The organism is Marinomonas sp. UCMA 3892, from assembly GCF_012726345.1.
Taxonomy (GTDB): domain Bacteria; phylum Pseudomonadota; class Gammaproteobacteria; order Pseudomonadales; family Marinomonadaceae; genus Marinomonas.
Window position 1 is genome coordinate 1 of record NZ_PTXN01000028.1, and the last position, 21,330, is coordinate 21,330.

Genomic DNA, 21,330 nt, shown 5'->3' on the forward strand with positions numbered 1-21,330 from the left:
ATCCGCTATTAMGAGGGTTCAGACAGTACTTCAGGATTGCCAATGCGAGTGGTGAATTCAAGAAAATCGCCCAATGGTTAAGGAGACGGCTTCGCAGTGCTMAACTAAAATTATGGAAGAAACCTAAACGGCTGCATCGAAGGCTCAAGCAACTGGGCTACAAGCCGCCGTTTAAGTACATCTCGATGACCAGTTGGAGAAATGCAGCGAGTCCATTAGCCAGCCACGCGATGCCAAACAAATGGTTCGATGAGCAAGGTTTGGTGAATCTTGAAGAAGTGAGAACGGGGTATGTGTTCAGTGTTTATACTGAATGGAAGTTTGCATGAGCCGTATACGAGGTCCGTACGTACGGTTCTGTGAGAGGGATGAGGCGGCAACGCCTCACCCTACTCGATATGTTCTTAGTTTTTTGTTAGGCTAGGTTTTATGGAAAGTTCTGGAGAGTGAGCTATGGATGTATTTGAAACACTTAATGGGTTGAGCATTTCATATGAGAAGTTTGATCATGCCCCTGTTTATACGTGTGAAGAAGCCAATCTTATAAATACTCATATATCCGGCGCGAAAACGAAGAATTTGTTTTTACGAGATCGCAAAGGAAAGCGACATTTTTTAGTTGTTGTTTCGGATGAAAAACAAGTAGATTTAAACTTTTTGTCTGACTGCCTTGATGTTAAACAGTTGAGCTTTGCCTCGCCTGAACGCCTAGATAAGTACCTAGGTACAAAGCCCGGTTCAGTGTCTATCTTGGGCGTTATCAATGACCCAGACGGTTTCGTCGAACTCATTGTTGATCAAGATATATGGCAATCCGAGGCATTACAATGTCATCCCTTGGTGAATACCTCTACCTTAGTTATTAAGCTTAGTGATATTGAAACGTTGTTTGAGCATTTGGGGAGGGTGAGTAAGATCATTAAGCTTTAAATGTTTAACTGGTTTTCTGGCAGTTTAATACGTTCAAGGAGTTATAGATGCTAGGCCCTGTAATACAAGAAGAAACCACGGGATGTGGTATCGCTGCTGTGGCGAATATTTTGGGTAAAACCTATTCACAAATGAAAGCCTCTGCCAATGCGATGGGAATTTATGCTGATGATAAATCTCTTTGGTCGGATACCCAGTATGTTAGACAAATGCTGTCTGCTACTGACGTGAAAACATCTGCCTATGAGGTTCCTTTTACGTCGTGGGCTATATTGCCTGATCTAGCTCTGTTAGCTATTAAGTACCATCAAGAAGAGGGTAAAAATTTCTGGCATTGGGTGGTGTTTAAACGAGTTGATGGTAAATCTTTTGTGCTAGATTCTGCCAGTTATTTACCTTCCAATATTCGAACAGATTTCGAGAGTATGCAGCCTAAATGGTTTATTGAAGTTATAGTGCCTTGATTTGGGGTTGGCCATAAATAGTGTAATACTGACATTCTACGAAGTGGGTACCTAATCGATACGAGTCTTATGAATCAATCTTTATTATCGGAACAGCACACGACAGAATCATTAGCAAATTTGCTGCTTAGAGTTGCTCAAGAAGATCGCCTGGCCTTCTCTGAGTTATATGAGGCTACCCATCGGAAACTTTTTGGCATTGTTTATCGTATCTTGAAGAATCAGGCTGCCTCTGAAGAGGTGCTGCAAGAGGTGTACCTCAAAGTGTGGGAAAAAGCGGCGAGTTTTGATGCTAGCGTAGCGTCACCAATAACTTGGATGGCCACCATTGCACGTAATCGAACGATTGATGAGGTGCGCAAGAATAATCTGCCAGACAGTGATGTCGATGTAGATTTTGATTTAATAGCAGATGATTCGATGGCGCCGGATGACTCTTTTACTAAGAGCCGAGATTTATTAAAACTTGAAGCTTGCTTAGCTGAACTTGAATCGCCTCGTGCGGAGATGATTAAGGCCGCGTATCTAGACGGCTTTTCTCGTCAAGAGCTTGCAGAACGTTTTGAGCAGCCGCTAGGTACTATTAAAACTTGGCTTCATCGCAGCATTAAGCAGCTGCAAGGTTGTATGAATTTATGAATAACCACGAAGAAACTTCGATTCAGACATTGGCTGCTGAGTATGTACTCGGTACTTTGGATAAAGATGAAAGAGATGCAGTCGAAATACGACGTGCGAAAGAACCTGCTCTTGAACAAGCTATTTTACAGTGGCAATCTCGTCTCGCAGGCTTGAACGAATACGTTCAAGCGGCTGAACCAAGAAAAGACCTCTTGGATGATATTTTGCTCAAGCTGGATCAAAAAACTGATCAAAAAGTAGAGAATGACACGGTAATTAGTTCTGTGGCATCTAATATAGTTGTCGAGATGGATGCGATGCGTGCCAAGCTAAAACGCTGGAAATTTACGGCGCTGGGAACGTCCGCCATTGCTGCTTGCCTGGCGATCTTTATGGTTGTTAAAGCACCGGTAGCGCCAAGTGTTCAGGCTAACGCGCCTTTTGTGGCAGTATTTCAAGCCGATGATAAGCAGCCAGCTTTCATTATGTCTCTGGATATAGAAACTCGACAACTTACCGTTCGTCCTGTTACAGCACAAGGGCAGGGAGAAGGTAAAACCTATCAGCTATGGATTAAAGCCGATGAAATTGGTCCAGCTCCACGCTCCTTAGGTTTGTTAGCTAATGTTGCTGCACCGATTCAAAAACAAATTAATTATGATCCAGCTGTGATCCGACACGCAACATTTGGGATCAGTGTTGAACCTGCAGGTGGTTCTCCAACCGGTGTGCCAACTGGCCCTGCTATTCATGGCAGGCTGTATCCAACATCTTTGTGATAGAAGCAGTTAATTAGGAGAGCCGATCAAAAATTAGGTCGGCTTTTTTTATGTTTTCTTCTCTTATATAGAGCAAATAAAAAAACGTATTTTTGAAACCTTTTTTGTCTAGAGTTTGTGTTGTTTTATTGATACAACTCTCTTTAATAACACTAGAAATGACAGGAAAAAAATGGAAATTTTGCACGTTGAGCTTACTGATTTAGAAGCCGTAAAGCAGTTTGTTACTCAAGTATCTGAAGTGGATGTATTGCCTCATTTTAATGAGCAGGGAAAAATGGCGTACGAATCACGGGTTTTACCAGAGATAGTAACCACTTTTGATATAGGCCGTTTTCAGATACTTAAAGTTGTTTGTACTGGTGAGATCGTTGGTTTTGGTGCGTTACGCGATGGCAATTATCTTACTCATTTATTTGTCTCTAAATCAGTGCAAGGTCAGGGAATAGGAAAGCGACTCCTTAATGCTTTATTAGATACGTCAGAAGCTAAAGAAATCAGCCTGTGTTCGTCGGTGAATGCGGTTGGCTTTTATGAATCTTATGGGTTTGAGGCAACAGGAAGTGAGGCTGATTTTAATGGCATTCGCTTTGTACCTATGTGTCTGGCACGTTGACCACATCATTAGAAGGAACTCTTTTTTGCCTGAGTTAAAAACAATAAGTCTTTTTATGCTGACGGCATTGGCAGAGATTGTCGGTTGTTACTTGCCTTATCTTTGGTTGCGTGAAGGGAAAACGATCTGGTTACTAGTGCCAGCGGCGTTAAGTTTAGCTGTATTTACTTGGCTGCTGACTTTGCATCCAACTGCATCAGGAAGAGTCTATGCCGCTTATGGTGGCGTTTATATCTTTATGGCTGTTTTATGGTTGTGGATTGTTGACGGTATTCGTCCAACCACTTGGGATATGATTGGGTCTGCTGTGGCGCTTTTAGGTATGGCTATTATTATGTTTGCGCCACGGACTACATAATATGGTTTAATTGACAGCTTTAAACGGGCAGATCTAAAGGATAAATGTTAACTGAGGGAGAGATTTTAAACATGGCATTTTCAGAGCAAGAGAAACAAGCATTACTTGAATTGAAAGGTGTTGGGCCTACCGTTATTAAGCGTTTTGAAGAAATCGGTATTGATTCATTCGAAAAACTGGCTGCTTATGAAGCAAAAGATATCGCTGGTATGGTTGCTTCGATGTTGAGAACAACCTGTTGGAAAAATAGTCCGCAGGCTTTGTCTGCTGTAGATTCTGCGATAGTTCGAGCTAGGCAAGACGTTTCTTAAAATATAATGTTAAAGACTAATGATGTGGGGACGACCTCACCGCTCCAATTAATAATGAGGACGACCTCATAACATGAGGTGTTTTTTATGAGCTGGTTTATTCTAGTCATTGCAGGGTTGTTGGAAGTAAGTTGGGCTATTGGCTTGAAATATACCGAGGGCTTTACCAAGTTATGGCCTTCGATAGGGACTATTTTGTCATTGGTTGTTAGCTTTGTATTACTTGGTTTGGCGATGAAAACATTGCCTGTAGGTGTGGCTTATGCAGTATGGGTTGGCATAGGTTTGGTTGGCACAGCAATACTAGGTATTCTGTTGTTTGATGAATCAGCCCAGACATTAAAGCTAATCAGTCTTGGCTTAATCTGCGCTGGAATAGTGGGTTTGAAATTGACTAGCTCTTAACTAACAGTAGCTTCTTAATCAAACATAGCGCTAGATTTTTTAGCGCTATGTTTGATTTTAATGTCATAAGTGAGTTTATTTAATGCTTTTATATAGAGGCATTTTTTTTATGTTGCGTTTTGCACAAGCCGAAAACTCTCTCGATAATTTACTACGAATATGGTCCGCAGAATAATACATAGTATAGCGATATTTTAATTGTGGTCTAAAAGGCCGAGTTACCACATTTAGTCCGGTCCACATGCTAGCGTTAAAGGGATCTAAGAGCGCAATACAGAGTCCAGCTGCTACCATTCCATATCCTGAAAGAGAACGCTGAGTGGAAAACTGTGAACGGATTTTAATGTTATGTTCTTTCAACAAACTTTTATGGCTGTGCCATTCCATACCATCTTCATCAATCAATTTTAGAAGGTTTTCGCCATTTAAATCTGTAGGTGTTATCACATCTTTTTGTGCCAAAGAATGGTTTTCTGGTAGAACACACACCCAATCAACATCGATTAACGGTTCTTCAATAAAACCCGAATGATAGTCTGCATGATTCGTAAGAATTAGATCGTATTTGGCATGCCTTAACCCTCTCATTAGTTGATCAACACTGTCTGTTAATAAACTGATGTGAACATCTGGATTTTCGTTAACAAAATGGCGCACTAAAGTCGGAGTTAACTGAGTTGCTAACGCAGGAGTTGAGCCAATGGTTAGGCTTCCATGGGTGGACTGCTTTAAATTTTCTGCAAAATTTTCTAGATGATGAATACCATGGATAACCCCTTTTACTTCTTCGTAAAAAGCCATAGCTTCGGCTGTTGGAATCATTCTTCCTTTTTGTTTTTGGAATAATTCAAAGCCAATGCTGTCCTGTAAGTCTTTGATAAGTCGACTTATTGAAGGCTGAGATACTTGCAATGTCATGGCCGCTTGAGAGAAAGATCCTTTCTCAATAACAGCTAAAAAGGCTTGAAGTTGTTTGTATTGCATCGCTATAGTCCATAGTTTTTTCGAATATAACTATACATAAATGGCTATTGTTCGAATAGCTTATATGTGAAATATTTATTCTTAATTGAGTTGATTATTCATAAGTTCGCAAAAAATGCGGATATAAAAAAACAAAATATGGGGAACTATTGTGCCGGATATTAATGAAGATAAAAGCTATTCGAATCAGGAAAAAGATAAACGGGCTTGGTACTTAAGAATGCCAGATCCAATGGTGCTGATATTTTATATTTTATTGGTGGCCAGTGCGCTTTCTTGGATAGTGCCAAAAGGAGCTTATGATCTAGAAAAAGTTGATGGTCGGCAACGTGTGGTTGCGGGATCGTTTCATTATTTAGCTGAGAATACTGGCAGTAACACTCTTGCTTCTATGGTGAATAATGTCTTTGATATTTTTGTGGCCATACCGCAAGGGCTAATTCAATCTGCGCAGTATCTGTTTATTGTATTCATTGCTGGCGGTCTCTTTAATATTTTATATCGCACTAACGCACTGGAAAATTTTGTCGGTACATCGGTTAAGCGCATAGGACTTAAGCGCGGTAATTTACTTATTTGGTTATCGACTTATTTATATGGTGTGTTTGGTATTGCTGTTGGTTTTGAAAATAACATTGCTTTGGTACCAGTGGCCTTATTGGTATCCAGTGCGCTTGGCTATAAAAACCTTGTTGGCGCCTGTATTGCGATAGGTGGTATTGGAATCGGTTTTGCTCTCTCTCCTATTAATCCTTATACCGTCGGTGTATCTCAAAGTATTGCGGGCTTGCCTATTTTTTCTGGTGCTTTGTTGCGTTGTATTCTGACCTTTTTGTCTCTAAGTCTATTGGCTTGGTACATTACTAAATTTGTTGTGCCAAAAGCCAAAGCAGAAGAATCAGCATCGGATCAACTGTCCAAACAGCTTTCTGATTATCGCATGAACTCTCGTGATGTCTGCGTTATGTTGGTTTTTTTGGCAGGTATTGTGGTTATTGCTGGGTGTTCTTATCTCGCGGGAACGGGGGCGTTAGGCCGCAGTTGGTATATTAAAGAAATTACTGCTGTCTTTATCATTATGTCCATTGTCATTGCCGCTATTTGTCGTATCGGTGCGAATCAATACGTAAAACATATGATTGACGGGGCTTCGAAAGTAACGGCTGGGGCTTTGGTTATTGGTCTAGCCGCGTCCATAAAGGTTGTGCTTGAAGATGGTCAAATCATTTACACCATAGTACATACCTTAAATTTGCTGATTGACTTCATGCCGGATGCGCTAATTGCGGTCACCATTAGTGTGATTCAAGGAATTATTAACTTATTCATTCCAAGTGGTTCAGGTCAAGCTTTAGTGACTATGCCGATTCTCATTCCTCTTGCTGATTTGGTGGGCATTAGTCGCCAAGTAATGATTCTCGCTTTTCAGGTTGGTGATGGTATTACCAATTTAATCATTCCAACGTCAGGGGGCACTTTAGCCATGCTGGCATTAGCACGAGTGGGCTTTTCTGAATGGGTTAAGACTATTTTCCCGGTCATTATAATGGTTTATGTACTTAGTTGGGTATTTCTTGTCTTTGCTCAGTATACGAATTGGTCATAACGTTTTAATTAAATGCGCCGCCACTATGGATGTTGTGCGGCGTTTTGGAGATCTAAGTGAATATGAAAAAAATGCAGCGTATTGCCTTAATCGGTGGCACTCATGGAAATGAATTATCCGGTATTTATTTGGTGAAAAAATGGTTGGCTCAACAAACATTGAAGCAATGGGATACATTGGATATTACCGCTCGTATTGTTAACCCAAGAGCCTGTGAGCAATCCGTTCGTTATATTGAAACAGATCTGAATCGTGAGTTTGGTGTCGGCCTTGATGATATGGATAAGACAGGGTACGAAGCGTTATTGGCCAAAAAAATTAATATTGAGTTTGGTCCTAAAGGTAATTCCCCCTATGAATTTTTGATTGATTTACATAATACAACATCAAATATGGGAGCTTGTTTGATGTTACAACGTAAAAATGCTTTTACAGTTTTGTTAGGTGGTTATGTAAAACATTGTATGCCGCACGCTAATATTTATTTTCAGGATAATGTACCTGAAGAAAAGCAGAACTTCTTACTTACTGTGGCTCAGCAAGGTGTAACAGTTGAAGTAGGGCCTCAACCAAATTCAGTGCTTCAACAAGAAACCCTGAGTTTAATGGAGGAAATGACAAAGCATATTTTGGACTTTGTTGAGCTTTGTAATAGCGGCTCAGCTTTAGAAATACCAGATGAATATGATGCATTTCAATATTCTGAAAATCTACATTTGCCAGTTAACGAAAATGGACAGAGAGAAGGTTTGGTATCTAGTCTGGTTGATCAGAAAGACTTTCAGCCAATAGAGCCAGGTCAGGTGATAATGGAAACGTTTGCTGGCGAAAAGATTACTTGGCAGGGGGGTTACACCGCGTATCCATTATTTATTAATGAAGCGGCTTATCACACAAGTCATAGCGCTATGACGCTTTCTAAAAAAATTGTGATGTCGTGTCAGGATTATAAGTAGTCGAGATTATAAATGGCTGACTAAATGCTTCCACAGACTAAAAAATAAGGCCAGAATTAATCTGGCCTTATTTTTAATGGCTTGTGATTACAAATGGGTCAGTTTTAACTCGATGGATTTCTGAACACCATCTGCATCCAGTCCTACGCGTTTTAGCATGGAAGCATGGCTAGCATGTTCTTCATATTGATCTGGAAGACCAAGGTGAAGTGTTGGGATGTTTATATTGTTCGCAATTAGGAACTCACTAACTGCTGATCCTGCTCCGCCCATGATGGCATTTTCTTCAACGGTGACGATGAGCTTTGCATCGCGATGAGTAAGTAACGCTTCTTCATCGATCGGTTTAACAAAGCGCATGTCGAGCAAGGTTGCGTCTAATGTATTCGCAGCTTTTAGCGCATCGTAAGTAGGGCGGCCAAAACCACAGATAACAATACCTGATTGCCCTGTGCGTAGTGTACGAGACTTACCAATTTTGAGTGTGCTTAGTGTTGATTCAATGTCGACGCCTTGGCCTGTTCCTCGCGGATAACGTACTGCAGCTGGGCCTTTGTATTCATAGCCAGTTTGTAGCATTTTACGGCATTCGTCTTCGTCTGACGGAGCCATAACAACCATGTTTGGAATACAACGAAGATAGCTTAAATCGTAAACACCAGCATGAGTAGGACCATCTTCACCCACCAATCCTGCTCGATCAATGGCGAATAAAACATCCAAATTCTGCAAGGCAACATCGTGAATAAGTTGATCGTAGGCACGCTGTAGGAAAGTTGAGTAAATTGCAACTACGGGTTTGATTCCATCGCAAGCCATTCCGGCTGCTAATGTCACGGCATGTTGTTCAGCAATGGCAACATCAAAATATCGCTCTGGAAAGCGATCAGCAAATTCAATGAGGTCAGAGCCTTCTTTCATAGCTGGCGTGATAGCAACCAATTTGTCGTCTTGTTCGGCGGCATCACATACCCATTTACCAAAGACATTGCAGTATTTGGGCAATTTGCTTTTGTCTACATTGGGTTTTGGGTCTGGTTCTATCTTATTGATGGCGTGATAGCCTATTGGATCACCTTCAGCAGGTTCAAAGCCTTTGCCTTTTTTGGTGATGACATGCAGGAATTGAGGTCCCTTTCTGTCTTTCAAATTGGCAATGGTTGTCAATAAATGATCCATATCGTGACCATCAATTGGCCCGATATAGTTAAAACCTAGCTCCTCAAACATCATACCAGGCGATACCATACCTTTCATGTGTTCTTCGGCTTTACGAGCGAGTTCTAATGCAGAAGGTAAGCCTGAGAAGACTTTTCTTCCACCTTCTCTAATGTTGTCGTAGGTCTTGCTGGCCCATATGCGAGCAAAGTAACTAGATAATGCACCAACTGGTTTTGATATGGACATTTCGTTGTCATTTAAAATGACCAACATGTCAGCTTTAACATCACCTGCGTGATTAAGTGCTTCGAATGACATGCCTGCAGACATGGCTCCGTCGCCAATGATAGCAACAGCTTTGCGGCCAGTTTTTAGTTGTCGTGCAGCGAGAGACATACCCAGTGCAGCACCAATAGACGTACTTGAATGACCAACACCAAAAGTATCGTATTCACTTTCATCGCGTTTGGGGAATCCCGATATACCGTTTTCTTGTCGAATGTTGAGCAAAGCTTCACGACGACCCGTTAAAATTTTATGGGGGTAGGCTTGATGACCTACATCCCAAACAATGCGATCTTCTGGTGTGTTGTATAAATAATGCAGGGCAACCGTAAGTTCTACGACACCAAGACCTGCGCCAAAATGGCCGCCAGTTTGTCCAACACTGTAAAGCATGAACTCTCGTAATTCGCGGACAAGAGCTGGCAATTGCTCTTTTTTAAAGGCGCGTAAGTCAGCTGGTGAGTTGACTTCATCAAGTAGCGGCGTGTCAGGTCGCGCTGTAGGTATCTCTTCGAACATCGGCACAGGTTTGGTCACATTTAATTAATCTAAAAAAAGCGGGTAAGTATATCAGTGGTTGCGACCAATAATATAGTTCGCAAGCTCAACTAAAGGCTGAGCTGCGTCACCAAATGGCGAAATCGCTGTAATGGCTTGGCTATGTAGGTTTTGAGCTAGCACTTGAGCGCCTGCTAAACCAAGCAGCTTAGGATAAGTTGGTTTGTTTGCCTCTTCATCCGAGAACTGAGTTTTGCCCAGCGTTGTTGTATCACTGGTAATATCAATGATGTCGTCTTGAACTTGAAAAGCTAGGCCAATTGCTGCGGCATAAGCATCTAGTGCAGCAAAATCAGCTTCGCTTTTGGCACCAGTGCTGATGGCTCCCATACGAATACTAGCTCGAATAAGTGCGCCTGTTTTATGTTGGTGCATTTGCTCAAGTTCATCAATATTGATGCTGTTGCCAACATTGGCCAAATCAATCATTTGTCCGGTAACCATGCCATGACGACCAGAAGCGTGAACAAGTTCTTGAATCAATTGTAGCTGCACTTTAGTACTTTGGTGTTTCGGGTTGCTCAATAACTCAAAGGCAAACGTTTGTAATGCATCACCTGCAAGTATGGCGGTCGCTTCATCGTACTGTATGTGGCAAGTAGGTTTGCCGCGACGCAGGTCGTCGTCGTCCATAGCAGGCAGATCATCATGAATTAAGGAATAAGCATGTATGGACTCTATCGCCGCTGCACTGGCATCTGTAAGGTTATTAGCTTCGCCAAATAAGGATGCGGCGGCATAGGTCAGCATAGGGCGAACACGTTTGCCACCATTAAATAGGCTATATGCCATGGCATTCTGTAAATGGGTTGCAGGTTCGTATTGGCCTAAATTAAGCGTAAGGTAGTCATCAACTCTACGGCGAGCATATTGAGAAAAATCGTTTAAAGTCACGAATTTAATTCCGGGTCAAAAGTTTCTAGGTGCTCACCATCTTGTTTTTCCAATAGTATTTGAACTTTTTGCTCAGCTTGGGTGAGAACAGACTGACATTCTTGGCTAAGTTTAACACCTTTTTCAAAGGCTTTTAGTGCCTCTTCAAGAGAGAGCTGATTAGACTCAAGCTGAGTGACGAGAGTATCTAATTCGCTGAGGTTTTCTTCAAAATGACGGACATTGGTTTTTCTAGACATGATGACTACTCTTGTTTGAACCTACGTTTTGTAACAGAAAATGACCTACTGTTCGAGGAGGTGTTAACGAAAATTACAAAAATCATGTAAGAAGATGTCATTCTTCCTCTTTGTTTCGTATAGAATCATTAAAATGTATTGGTAGTATTATAGCTTTTTTGTTGGGAGACGTGTGTGGATATCGCAACGTTAATAGGACTTGTTGGATCTTTTATAGTAATTATTGCCGCCATTTTTGTTGGTGGGTCAGCAGGAATGTTCATCGACACTGCGTCAACACTGATTGTATTAGTCGGTTCTACCTTTGTTGTTTTGATGCAATATCCTTTAAGTCAATTTTTGAGCGCAGGGAAAGTCGCAGCAAAAGCTTTTATGTTTAAAAGCGTTCCGTTAGACACTTTGATCGATGAGATATATGGTCTTGCTGATGAAGCTCGCAAGGGAGGGTTGCTTTCATTAGAAGGTAAAGAAGTGAGTCATCCATTTTTATCAAAAGGTATCCAAATGCTGGTGGATGGCCATGATGGTAACGTTGTGAAAAATCAGCTATCTAAGGATATGAACCAGTCTTATTATCGGCATAGTGCAGGCGCGAAAGTATTTAAAGCTTTTGGTGATGTGGGGCCTGCGATGGGCATGATAGGAACATTGGTTGGCTTGGTGCAGATGTTAGCAAACATGTCTGACCCAAAAGCAATTGGTCCTGCGATGGCCGTTGCCTTGTTGACTACTCTTTATGGAGCTATGTTAGCCAACATGGTGTGCTTACCTATACAGGCGAAGTTGAATATTCGTGCAGATGAAGAATTGACCTGCCAGAAGTTGATTTTGGATGCCTTGCTTGCCATCCAGTCAGGTCAGAACCCTCGTATTTTGGATGGCGCACTGAAGACTTACATCGCAGAAGGTAAGCGAATTGAGCGTGAATAATATTTTAGTTGTAAACGGATTCGATAATGAGTGATGAAGAAGAGTCAGATTGCCCCGAATGTGTAGAGGGTTTACCTGCTTACATGGGAACTTTTGCGGATCTCATGTCTTTGTTGATGTGTTTCTTTGTTCTTTTGCTGTCATTCGCTGAAATGGATGTTTTGAAATTTAAGCAACTTGCAGGATCATTGAAAGTGGCATTTGGTGTACAGCGTGAAGTTGAAGCGGACTCTATTCCTATGGGAACCTCTGTGATTGCACAGGAGTTTAGTCCTGGTCGTCCTGAACCGACACCAATTAATGAAGTTAAACAAAAAGCAGATAGCACACCAGAAAATACGCTTGAAGTTATTTGTAAGCCTGGTGATGCCGAATTAAAAGAGCAAAGCAATTCTGGATCGCCTGCTCCAGTAACCTTTGTCGATAAATCTAAAGCGGACCTTGATAAAGAGAAAAAAATTCAAGAAACAGAAAGTAATGCTCAAATGATTGCCTCTGTTATGCGAGAAGAGGTTTCAAAAGGTACAGTGGAAATTGAAACACAAGAACAGACCATTACGATTCGGATTAAGGATCAAGGATCATTTGAGTCAGGTTCTGCTGAGTTAAATTATGATTTCATTCCTGTTATTGATTTGATCCGAGATGTTCTTGTTGGGATTCAAGGTACTATTTCGGTAGAAGGGCATACTGATAATGTTCCTATAGCAAGTAGTCGATTCCGTTCGAATTGGCAATTGTCATCAGCGCGAGCTATTTCTGTAGCTGAGGAACTTTTTTCTACCGGACAACTTGATCAAGGTCGATTTGCAGTAACGGGTTATGCTGACACACGTCCTTTGGTGCCCAATGATACGCCTGCACATCGTGCAACTAATCGACGTGTTGAAATTATTATTAAGCAAAATGATACATCTCGCCCGAAAATGCGTAACACAGTAGACGAGATACCGTCAGATGGTGTTATTGAATTTGATCGAAATATGGTTGATGAATTGAAGCCAAATGAAATATTTTAATTAACTGGCCTATCAGCATAAAAAAGGAGCTTCTGCTCCTTTTTTATGCTTTACAGTATGCCGTATTGATTTTTAATGCTGAGATTTAAGTGAATTTTTGCTATGGTTTGTGCAGACAAAATTGAGGAAGTAGATAAATGCGAGTAGCAGTTATTGGCGCATCAGGGCGCATGGGAAAAAATTTAATCACCGCGATCCATGATGCTAAAGACGTTTCTTTGGGTGCGGCAATTTTAAAACCTGGCAGTAGTTTGATTGGTGCTGATGCAGGTGAAATCGCTGGTGTTGGTAAATTGGGTGTCGCAGCCGTTGCGTCATTGGCGGATTGTGTGAATGATTTTGATGTTTTGATTGACTTCACTACGCCAAGTTTAACGTTAGAAAATGCAGATTTTTGTGCTAAGCATCAAAAAGCCATTGTTGTTGGTACAACTGGTTTAAACGATGCTGAAAAAGCGAAGTTAAACGATGCGGCTCAACAATCTGCAGTTGTTTTTGCTCCAAATATGAGCGTTGGTGTCAATTTAACCCTTAAGTTACTTGCTACCGCTGCGAAGATCTTGGGCGATGAATATGATGTAGAGATAGTTGAAGCTCATCACCGCCATAAAGTTGATTCTCCATCTGGTACAGCATTGCGAATGGGTGAAGTGGTTGCTGAGGCATTGGGTCGTGATTTAAAAGATTGTGCAGTTTATGGCCGAGAAGGTCAGACTGGTGCTCGTACTCAAAAAGAAATCGGCTTTGAAACTATCCGTGCTGGTGATGTAGTTGGTGAGCACAGCGTTTGGTTTGCTACCGAAGGTGAGCGTATTGAGATTGTTCACAAGGCTAGTAGCCGTATGACTTTCGCTAAAGGTGCAGTACGAGCAGCAAGCTGGTTGGAAGGTAAGTCAGCTGGTATGTATGATATGCAGGATGTACTGAATTTAAAATAATGCTTTGATGGTATTATATTAAATCAAAAATGGCCGCGGATTAGCGGCCATTTTTGTTTAGTTACGTTTGTTTTTAAACTAGCGCATCAGGTGAATTGATATCCAGTAAGGGGGCTGCATCTAAATTCTCTGCATCCATCATCATGGCGATGCGTTGCAATGATGAGAGTACTTGAGTCTGCTCCCAGCCTTCTAACGAGTTAAACTCATCGATGAATTTTTCATGCAAAAGCGGCGGCGTGGTTTTTAATATTTCTATGCCTAAGGGGGTTAAGCGAGCATTAACGATACGCTTGTCTTTTTGCCCTCTAACTCGTTCCACGTATTTCCTATCTTCTAGGCGGTTGAGTATGGTCGTTACTGTCGCTTGGCTTAGGGACACACTGTCAGAGATTTTTCGTACAGTCACATCGCCTAGCTCTTCAATAGAGCGAAGCACCATGATTTGAGGGATTGTTAGTCCACAGGCCTTTACAACGCGCTTCGATTGTAGATCTGTAGCACGGATAATGCGTCGTAGGTGGACAAGGACATCGTGTAAGTGTTGTGGTGAATCAGGCATAGCAATTAATTAATCCAAAAAATTTTACAGACAGTATAATTTTGTTTTGATCTGTAAAAGCTTAGTTTGAGAAATATTACAGCTCAAAGTATAGGTGTATTTTTCTGCTTTGCCAATATGCTTGATATGGTTCCTGTAAAAACGCATTTAGCTTAATGCCCTTTTAATTCATCAAATGCCGCGATAGCCGCTAGTCTTGCTGGTTTATAGTCAATAATTGGTTCTGGGTAATGGCATTGTTTTCTTTGTTCCGGTTTTGGATCATGAATGGACTTTGCATCCAGTTTGGTGAGTTCAGGCACAAAACGTCGAATGAAATCACCGTTCTTATCATAGGTTTGTGATTGCCTGGTTGGATTGAAAACGCGGAAATAGGGGGCTGCATCACATCCCGTAGATGCGCTCCATTGCCAGCCGCCATTGTTCGCTGCGAATTCACCGTCAATCAATTTGCTCATAAAATAAGCTTCACCTCTGCGCCAGTCTGCAAACATGAGCTTGGTAAAGAAGCTAGCAGCGACCATTCTTAAACGGTTATGCATCCAACCCGTTTGGTTAAGCTGACGCATAGCGGCATCAACAATTGGAAACCCCGTTCTACCTTCGCACCATGCTTGGAATTCTTCCTCATTTTGTCGCCAAATCAACGCGCTTGTTTCTGGTTTGAACGGACGGCTCTTACAAAGAAAAGGAAAATGTGACATCAGTTGACGGTAGAAGTCGCGCCACGCAAGTTCCTTTAACCAAATGCTGTCTTGCCAGCGTCTTTCTTCTTGGTTACAGGTGTAGAAAATCGCTTCTAGACATTGTCTTGGTCCTAATGCGCCCAATGCAAGATAAGGTGATAATGTGCTGGTGGCAGGTTCAATTGGGTAATCTCTGCCTTCTTGGTAATGTCGTTCTTTATGGTGGCAAAACTGCCAAAGTTTTTGTTTCGCTGTGTCGTGATCGGCTGGCCATAAATCGTCTCGAAATGGTTTTTCCCATGTCAGGTTCAAACAGGGTTCTGGCAACGCTTTAGCCTGTGGATCAGGCGTTGGTAGGGGGGTTATATCTTGCTGAGCAAGCATGGTGACCCATCGATTAAAGAATGGTGTGAAGACCTTGAATGGTGTGCCTTGCTGGCTAAGCACATCTTGGGAAACAATAATATCTGTCGCCTGAACGTGAGTACTAATTTGGTGTTGCTGTAATTGCTCGCATACCGCTTGATCTCGCTGTTGCTCGTGAATAGGTAGATCGCGGTTAAACCAAAGGTGTTTGATATTATTACTGAGACAAAACACTGTGATGGCATCAGGGAGCTGATCAAAGGTATCAGCCTCAAGAGTATGAAGTGGAATGCCAAGCGTTGCCAGGGTTTTGGCTAGGTTTTTGATTAGCCCAGCACGAAGCCCATTCTTAGCGTCTGATTCGTTATGCTGTTCCCATTGTTTTGGTGTGGGAGTAACAATAACAGCAATGCCTTCTCGAGCAAAATTCGCCTCTAAAGAGGCCAAATATAACGCTGGATTGTCCACACAGCGAAGGTCATTTCTCAACCAAACTAGGTGTGTAATTTTCATTATACTGCGTTACCTTAAACCGTATTACGGATGCCAAGAGGCGATGGATATGGAATGAAATAGCTTTGCTCGTTGATGTATTCACTGCCGTAATGTTTTAAGTAGTGATGCAATAAGGTGACAGGCGTGGCAAGATTAACTTCGCCACGGCGGTATTGTTCAACCACATCCAAAATATCTTTTCGAACAGACACATCCACTGCATGTTTTAAATAACCCACAAGATGCATGAGCACATTGCAGTGATTTTTACGCTCTGCTGGTTTTGAGAGTGTTGTCATTAAAATCTCAAAGTAAGCCGTTTTTAATTGGTTAAAGGGTCTTGGGTCATTACCTGAAAGCATACGTCCCAGTTTGCGATAAATCGGTTGAGAATGCGCCATGACCATATATTTATAACGGCTATGGAAAGCAATAAGGTCTTTCATTTGAGCGTCTTGGCCCATGCTGTGACGGAAATCATGATGGGTAAAAACGCGTAATAAAAAATTCTCTCGTAACGCAGGATCATTCAAACGACCGTCTTCTTCCACTGGCAATAATGGATAACGCTGTTGCAATGCTTTGGTAAAAAGGCCTGCGCTTCTTTGCATATGAGGGTGACCGTTTTCTTGATAAACCTTGATACGCTCCATGCCGCAGCTTGGGGACTTTTTCATCAAAATGTAGCCATCTAAATGCGATAGATTTTCTAGATATTTATTAGAGGCAGCCATGAATACCTCAGAAACATCCTCTTCAGAGTTTTTACTGAAGACCATTCTTGGTTCATCTGGATTGCCTTCAAGACGCAGTGTTGGGCGGGGCGTACCAAATCCAGCGGCCACTTCAGGGCAGAATTTTTGATACTCAAAATAATGGCTGAGTACTTTATCGCAATAGTCAGAATGGCTATGCCCACCGTTGTATCGAACATTTTCACCTAATAGACAGGCGCTAATTCCGACGGGAATTTTATGTGTGAGCTGATCTGGTGATGGTTGAGAATGTGGCATAGATGAGTCCTCCAATGGACAACGTCATTGTTCTATTTTGAATTTTTAATATGATTAATGAGAGATATTGCGCTGATTAATGCACCTTCTGCATCGCCTTGACATAACCAGTCACCGACCAGTCCTACATTGTGCTCAGGTGACCAAGCAAAGGGGTTATTGCCTTTATTTTCGGCAAAGCGACTGAGGAACCAACGATGTGGATCGCCATGTTTTAAAACCCTGTGTTCTGTTATTTCTGCAAAAGCTTGCAGCAAGGTTTGTGTAATCCAATCTTTTTCTGCATCAAGATGTTGTTTTGTCCAGTTAGGGGTCGTTTGAATCACCCAGCGATCGACTTTTTCGCTGTGGCGCATGGGCTTGTAATTGTCTTTTATCATGCGTTTTATTGGAGAGCCTTTAGGCTCAATCAATGCATTCAAGTCACATGGCTCTGTTTCTAACCACATCGCCCATTGAGACTCATAAGATGCACTCGCCTGATTAGCTCTCAGTAACAGTACAGCTAATTTTTCGTGTGAAGCCAGTATTGATGCGGCTTGTGGTGCTGGCGCCGCAATGATGATTTTTTTCGCAATTACAATAGGCTGATATTTATCATCTCTTAATAACCAGCTTGGCTGATCATCGCCTTGTTGTGTTATCTGATCCAAATGGTGGATACGAGTGCTAGTAATGAAGCTGGCATTTTGAACCCAGTGACGAGTTATAGCGCTCATTTTTGGCACACCGACAAAAGCTTGTGAACTGGCTTTACTAAGTTGTTTCCATGGTGCCGCTACATGTTCTTCGGTGAGCTGTTTGAATAGGGCGAGCGTGTCAGGGTGCTTGGCGACGATATAAGGTGTACCAAGATCACAACTGATGTCGCCTTCTACCCTTTTGCTGCTAGCTCGACCACCACTGCCGCGGCTTTTGTCTATTACGCAAACGGATTGGCCTGACTGGGAGAGCAAATGCGCACACAAGCTGCCAGCCAGACCAGCACCAACAATGGCGATGTCAAAGGTTGGAGTGTGAATTTGACCGGTAGTTAATGAGTTCATTTTATTTTTCCCAGTGTTTATGTTGCTTTTCTTATACAATATAGAAAACCGTATAAGAAAAGCAACTATCTTATACAAAAAAATATTTGTATAGTTTTTGTGGTGTACTCTTTGGTGGTTATAGAAGTTTAGGTCACAATAGATTTATTGCCTTAGATGAATAATGATTTGTTGGAAAAATGTATGAGTCAGTCAAATCAAGATGCGCAAACAAAAAAACAAGAGTCTTTAGATGAATTAGTGCAATTAGGCAGCTCTGAATATTTTCCTATTCGTGAGTTATCCCTAAGAACTGGAGTGAACTCAGTCACATTGCGAGCTTGGGAGCGCCGCTACGGCTTGTTAAAGCCAAAGCGTACTGGCAAAGGTCATCGATTGTATGATCAAGGCGATGTACAACGTGTAGAAGCTATATTGCGCTGGATTCAGCAGGGCGTCGCTGTTAGTAAGGTGCGAGCTTTGCTGGAGAAAGGTGCGACGCTCGATGGCGTTGTTCCATCAAATGAATGGTTGGAATGGCAAGAGTCCTTGGTAAAAGCGGCAAGGGCTTTTCAAGAAGATAAAATTGAGCAGATGTATCAGCAAATTTTTTCTCAGTACCCTGCTGAAATCGCTATACGAGACTGGTTGTTACCAAGCTTTGAGTTGCTGGGAAAAGGTGCAGCCTTGGTATTTTGTGAGTCGGTCGTGCTGTCGTGTTTAATCGCTCGAGTGAGCAATTTCAAAACGCAGCAGAAGAGTGCGACTAAAGTTTTGATTACCGGATTAGCTTCCCAGCGCAGCTTTTGGTGCTTCATGGCAGCAGCCATTTTATTGGATAAAGGTTTGTCTTGTTGTGTTGTTCCAAATGCACAGCATAGTAACGATTGGTCTAGCTTGATTGAAGGTATTAAAGCCCATTCTGTATTGGTTTTTTGTGAAAATGAATTAGTTAATAAAGCTGAGGAGTTGATTGATCAGATGCAGCAATGGCAAATGCCAGTTGCAGTGATTGGTGCGAGTTTTTGGTTGGCTGCTCATAATGCTGATGTAACGGATCTTGGAGAGGTTAAAGTCTACTCTGAGGCATTGGGTGGTGTGATTGACTTCATTGATAGGCTTGAAAAGTAAAAAACTATCAAATTCATATTTATAATATATTTTTGTTATATATCGACCTGTCTTACTCTTCTTTTAATCAAACAAAAGAAAGAAGGGGATTCAACATGGCTAAAACAATGACTTTTGCAGTTATGCACTTTTCGATAGCGTTTTCTGTAGCGTATCTCATTACGGGGAGTTTGTTAGTAGGTGGTTTGGTTGCTATTGTTGAGCCAGCGATTAATACCGTAGCATTTTATTTCCATGAGATTATTTGGAATAAAGTTCAGCAAGCTGACGTTGCGTCTGAATTGAGTAAGACAATTCAAGCTGCTGGTGAGAATTACGCGTTAAGATCGATGTGATTTCAATCATTATAAGTTTTAAGTCTATAAAAAAAGAAATCCCACTTGCTAAGAAAGCTAGTGGGATCCGGTGTCAGTATTAAAGCTAGATTAGTAACACTTAAATTATTTAAGTGTTACTTCATAGGATTTATCAAGAAGTACAATACAACAGCAACTGCGATTGGCGCGGTGAACTTCATCGAAAAATTCCATAGTTTAAATACAGTGTCAGACAAGTTTAGCTCATCTTGTGAGAACTTATTCTTAACAACCCAGCCTGCAAACAGTGCAATCAAAATTCCGCCTAATGGCAGCATGATGTTTGCTGTAATGTAGTCTAAGAAATCGAAAGTATTTTTGCCGAAGAAGGTTACATCAGACATGAAGCTGAATGAACCTAGACATGCAATGCCTAATCCCCAGACCACGATGCCTAAGCCAATAGACGCTGTGATACGCTTTAATTTGAAGCGCTCTACCAAGAAGGCAACAGTAGGTTCTAGCAAGGAAATCGCAGAGGTCCATGCAGCTACGCCGACTAAGATAAAGAACAAAACACCAAACAACTGACCGAAAGGCATTTGACCAAAGGCAACTGGCAAAGAAATAAACATTAAGCCAGGGCCTGCTGCAGGATCCATACCGTTAGAGAAGATGATTGGGAAGATAGCTAAGCCAGCAACCAAAGCGACCAGTGTATCTAGTGCACCTATAGCCAATACAGTCTTGCCTATGGACGCATCTTTGGTCATGTAAGAGCCATAAGCCATGATGGTGCCCATACCCAAAGATAGGGTAAAGAACGAATGGCCTAATGCAATCAAAGCTGCGTTCCAGGTTAACTTGCTGAAGTCAAACTCGAACATGAAATTCCAACCTTGCGCAAAGCCACCAGTGGTCATCGCATAGCCAAGTAGGATGATTAGCAGTACAAACAAGGCAGGCATCATAATACGAGTCGCAGTTTCAATGCCTTTGTTGATGCCAGCAGCGACAACAAAAACAGACATGATACTAAACAAAGTATGCCAAGCTAAAAGTGTAGTTGGTTCTGCAAGAAGGGCGCCGAAGGCTGCACCAGCATCATCAGAAGAGATACCATTCATTTCACCTGTTAGCATGACTTTAATGTAATAAAGTACCCAGCCACCAACAACAGAATAAAATGAAAAGATAAGAACGCCAGATAGCATTCCCATCAAACCGATCAATCCCCAAGATTTTGAGCTTTCTGATTCTTCAGCTGCATCACTTAAAGCATCTATAGGGTTTTTGCGTGCACGACGCCCAATAAAGACTTCAGCCATCATTATTGGAATACCAACAAGCAAGATACAAACCAAGTAAACAAGAACAAATGCCCCACCACCGTTTTCACCAGTGATGTAAGGGAACTTCCAGATGTTGCCTAAGCCTACAGCGGAACCAGTTGCCGCTAAAATGAATATCCATCGACTCGCCCACGAGCCTTGGATAGATGTTTTATTTGTCATAATTATCTCTAAATAATTGAAAGCGAAATATATAAACAGCGATCGGAGCTGGTTTTTTTACCCATACCAATGCTTCCCACTTCACCAGCATGAATGAATGCTGATAAGCAAAACTCCGAATAGGGGCGGGATTTTCCGAATTTCGATGCGGATATGCAACTAAAAATGTTCTTTTATGATGTTTTTCG

25 protein-coding genes are annotated in these 21,330 nt (G+C 41.7%); 16 read left to right on the top strand and 9 right to left on the bottom strand.

Features of this window, described 5'->3' with window-relative positions:
* The 9 genes from B6N13_RS22425 to sugE form a co-directional block, all read left to right on the top strand.
* A partial coding sequence (locus tag B6N13_RS22425) for a group II intron maturase-specific domain-containing protein (RefSeq protein WP_282434097.1) occupies positions 1 to 329 on the top strand: 329 nt, incomplete at its 5' end.
* A 124-nt stretch (positions 330 to 453) separates the two neighbouring features.
* Positions 454 to 930, top strand: coding sequence for a prolyl-tRNA synthetase associated domain-containing protein (locus tag B6N13_RS22430; protein WP_169460668.1), 477 nt, complete (start codon positions 454 to 456; stop codon positions 928 to 930).
* 47 nt (positions 931 to 977) lie between these two features.
* Positions 978 to 1,394 (top strand): cysteine peptidase family C39 domain-containing protein, encoded by a 417-nt coding sequence (locus B6N13_RS22435; protein WP_169460669.1) that lies wholly within the window; start codon positions 978 to 980, stop codon positions 1,392 to 1,394.
* 69 nt (positions 1,395 to 1,463) lie between these two features.
* Entirely contained in the window at positions 1,464 to 2,033 is a 570-nt protein-coding gene (locus B6N13_RS22440) for a sigma-70 family RNA polymerase sigma factor (protein ID WP_169460670.1), read from the top strand.
* Positions 2,030 to 2,794, top strand: a complete 765-nt coding sequence (locus tag B6N13_RS22445) for an anti-sigma factor (RefSeq protein WP_169460671.1) — start codon at positions 2,030 to 2,032, stop codon at positions 2,792 to 2,794. The genes B6N13_RS22440 and B6N13_RS22445 overlap by 4 nt, the downstream gene beginning before the upstream one ends.
* 172 nt (positions 2,795 to 2,966) lie before the next feature.
* Positions 2,967 to 3,410 carry a GNAT family N-acetyltransferase gene (locus tag B6N13_RS22450; RefSeq protein ID WP_169460672.1) on the top strand — a complete coding sequence of 148 codons (444 nt, stop codon included), beginning with the start codon at positions 2,967 to 2,969 and terminating at the stop codon, positions 3,408 to 3,410.
* 25 nt (positions 3,411 to 3,435) lie between these two features.
* On the top strand, positions 3,436 to 3,768 hold the full coding sequence (locus B6N13_RS22455; RefSeq protein ID WP_072839548.1) for a YnfA family protein: 333 nt from the start codon (positions 3,436 to 3,438) through the stop codon (positions 3,766 to 3,768).
* Between the two features lie 71 nt (positions 3,769 to 3,839).
* Entirely contained in the window at positions 3,840 to 4,079 is a 240-nt protein-coding gene (locus B6N13_RS22460; protein ID WP_012068855.1) for a hypothetical protein, read from the top strand.
* A gap of 87 nt (positions 4,080 to 4,166) precedes the next feature.
* The gene (sugE, locus tag B6N13_RS22465; RefSeq protein ID WP_012068856.1) at positions 4,167 to 4,484 is read left to right on the top strand and encodes a quaternary ammonium compound efflux SMR transporter SugE; all 318 of its coding nucleotides are present in this window, start codon (positions 4,167 to 4,169) and stop codon (positions 4,482 to 4,484) included.
* A 75-nt stretch (positions 4,485 to 4,559) separates the two neighbouring features.
* On the opposite strand, the gene B6N13_RS22470 is transcribed toward sugE, so the two are convergent.
* Positions 4,560 to 5,468, bottom strand: a complete 909-nt coding sequence (locus B6N13_RS22470; protein ID WP_012068857.1) for a LysR substrate-binding domain-containing protein — start codon at positions 5,466 to 5,468, stop codon at positions 4,560 to 4,562.
* 151 nt (positions 5,469 to 5,619) lie between these two features.
* Here B6N13_RS22470 and B6N13_RS22475 point away from each other — a divergent pair, with 151 nt between their 5' ends.
* Both B6N13_RS22475 and B6N13_RS22480 read left to right on the top strand, forming a co-directional pair.
* The gene (locus B6N13_RS22475) at positions 5,620 to 7,074 is read left to right on the top strand and encodes a Na+/H+ antiporter NhaC family protein (protein WP_012068858.1); all 1,455 of its coding nucleotides are present in this window, start codon (positions 5,620 to 5,622) and stop codon (positions 7,072 to 7,074) included.
* A 62-nt stretch (positions 7,075 to 7,136) separates the two neighbouring features.
* Entirely contained in the window at positions 7,137 to 8,030 is an 894-nt protein-coding gene (locus B6N13_RS22480; RefSeq protein WP_169460678.1) for an aspartoacylase, read from the top strand.
* A gap of 87 nt (positions 8,031 to 8,117) precedes the next feature.
* Here B6N13_RS22480 and dxs read toward each other — a convergent pair whose 3' ends face one another.
* From dxs to B6N13_RS22495, 3 genes are read right to left on the bottom strand one after another with little or no spacing between them, the layout of a single operon-like run.
* The gene (dxs, locus tag B6N13_RS22485; RefSeq protein ID WP_169460679.1) at positions 8,118 to 9,995 is read right to left on the bottom strand and encodes a 1-deoxy-D-xylulose-5-phosphate synthase; all 1,878 of its coding nucleotides are present in this window, start codon (positions 9,993 to 9,995) and stop codon (positions 8,118 to 8,120) included.
* A 51-nt stretch (positions 9,996 to 10,046) separates the two neighbouring features.
* Positions 10,047 to 10,928, bottom strand: coding sequence for a farnesyl diphosphate synthase (locus B6N13_RS22490; RefSeq protein ID WP_012068861.1), 882 nt, complete (start codon positions 10,926 to 10,928; stop codon positions 10,047 to 10,049).
* Positions 10,925 to 11,167: an exodeoxyribonuclease VII small subunit gene (locus B6N13_RS22495; protein ID WP_072839552.1), complete on the bottom strand. Its 243-nt coding sequence runs from the start codon at positions 11,165 to 11,167 to the stop codon at positions 10,925 to 10,927. The genes B6N13_RS22490 and B6N13_RS22495 overlap by 4 nt, the downstream gene beginning before the upstream one ends.
* 174 nt (positions 11,168 to 11,341) lie before the next feature.
* On the opposite strand from B6N13_RS22495, the gene pomA reads away from it, so the two are divergent.
* From pomA to dapB, 3 genes are all read left to right on the top strand, one after another.
* Positions 11,342 to 12,097, top strand: coding sequence for a flagellar motor protein PomA (pomA, locus tag B6N13_RS22500; protein WP_012068863.1), 756 nt, complete (start codon positions 11,342 to 11,344; stop codon positions 12,095 to 12,097).
* A gap of 26 nt (positions 12,098 to 12,123) precedes the next feature.
* Positions 12,124 to 13,116: a flagellar motor protein MotB gene (locus B6N13_RS22505; protein ID WP_012068864.1), complete on the top strand. Its 993-nt coding sequence runs from the start codon at positions 12,124 to 12,126 to the stop codon at positions 13,114 to 13,116.
* A gap of 137 nt (positions 13,117 to 13,253) precedes the next feature.
* On the top strand, positions 13,254 to 14,054 hold the full coding sequence (gene dapB, locus B6N13_RS22510) for a 4-hydroxy-tetrahydrodipicolinate reductase (protein WP_012068865.1): 801 nt from the start codon (positions 13,254 to 13,256) through the stop codon (positions 14,052 to 14,054).
* A 73-nt stretch (positions 14,055 to 14,127) separates the two neighbouring features.
* Here dapB and B6N13_RS22515 read toward each other — a convergent pair whose 3' ends face one another.
* From B6N13_RS22515 to B6N13_RS22530, 4 genes are all read right to left on the bottom strand, one after another.
* Positions 14,128 to 14,616 carry a MarR family transcriptional regulator gene (locus B6N13_RS22515; protein WP_012068866.1) on the bottom strand — a complete coding sequence of 163 codons (489 nt, stop codon included), beginning with the start codon at positions 14,614 to 14,616 and terminating at the stop codon, positions 14,128 to 14,130.
* Positions 14,617 to 14,768: 152 nt separating this feature from the next.
* Complete coding sequence (gene phrB / locus B6N13_RS22520) at positions 14,769 to 16,181, bottom strand: deoxyribodipyrimidine photo-lyase (RefSeq protein ID WP_169460673.1); 1,413 nt, start codon at positions 16,179 to 16,181, stop codon at positions 14,769 to 14,771.
* Between the two features lie 14 nt (positions 16,182 to 16,195).
* Positions 16,196 to 17,176 (bottom strand): DUF523 and DUF1722 domain-containing protein, encoded by a 981-nt coding sequence (locus B6N13_RS22525; protein ID WP_012068868.1) that lies wholly within the window; start codon positions 17,174 to 17,176, stop codon positions 16,196 to 16,198.
* Positions 17,177 to 17,208: 32 nt separating this feature from the next.
* Positions 17,209 to 18,222, bottom strand: coding sequence for an FAD-dependent oxidoreductase (locus tag B6N13_RS22530; protein ID WP_169460674.1), 1,014 nt, complete (start codon positions 18,220 to 18,222; stop codon positions 17,209 to 17,211).
* 183 nt (positions 18,223 to 18,405) lie between these two features.
* On the opposite strand from B6N13_RS22530, the gene B6N13_RS22535 reads away from it, so the two are divergent.
* Both B6N13_RS22535 and B6N13_RS22540 read left to right on the top strand, forming a co-directional pair.
* A complete protein-coding gene (locus B6N13_RS22535) occupies positions 18,406 to 19,332 on the top strand; it encodes a MerR family transcriptional regulator (RefSeq protein WP_248280416.1) in 927 nt (308 codons plus the stop codon).
* A gap of 95 nt (positions 19,333 to 19,427) precedes the next feature.
* Positions 19,428 to 19,667, top strand: coding sequence for a DUF2061 domain-containing protein (locus tag B6N13_RS22540; RefSeq protein ID WP_012068871.1), 240 nt, complete (start codon positions 19,428 to 19,430; stop codon positions 19,665 to 19,667).
* 116 nt (positions 19,668 to 19,783) lie between these two features.
* On the opposite strand, the gene B6N13_RS22545 is transcribed toward B6N13_RS22540, so the two are convergent.
* Entirely contained in the window at positions 19,784 to 21,142 is a 1,359-nt protein-coding gene (locus tag B6N13_RS22545; protein WP_012068872.1) for a sodium-dependent transporter, read from the bottom strand.
* Positions 21,143 to 21,330: the final 188 nt, after the last annotated feature.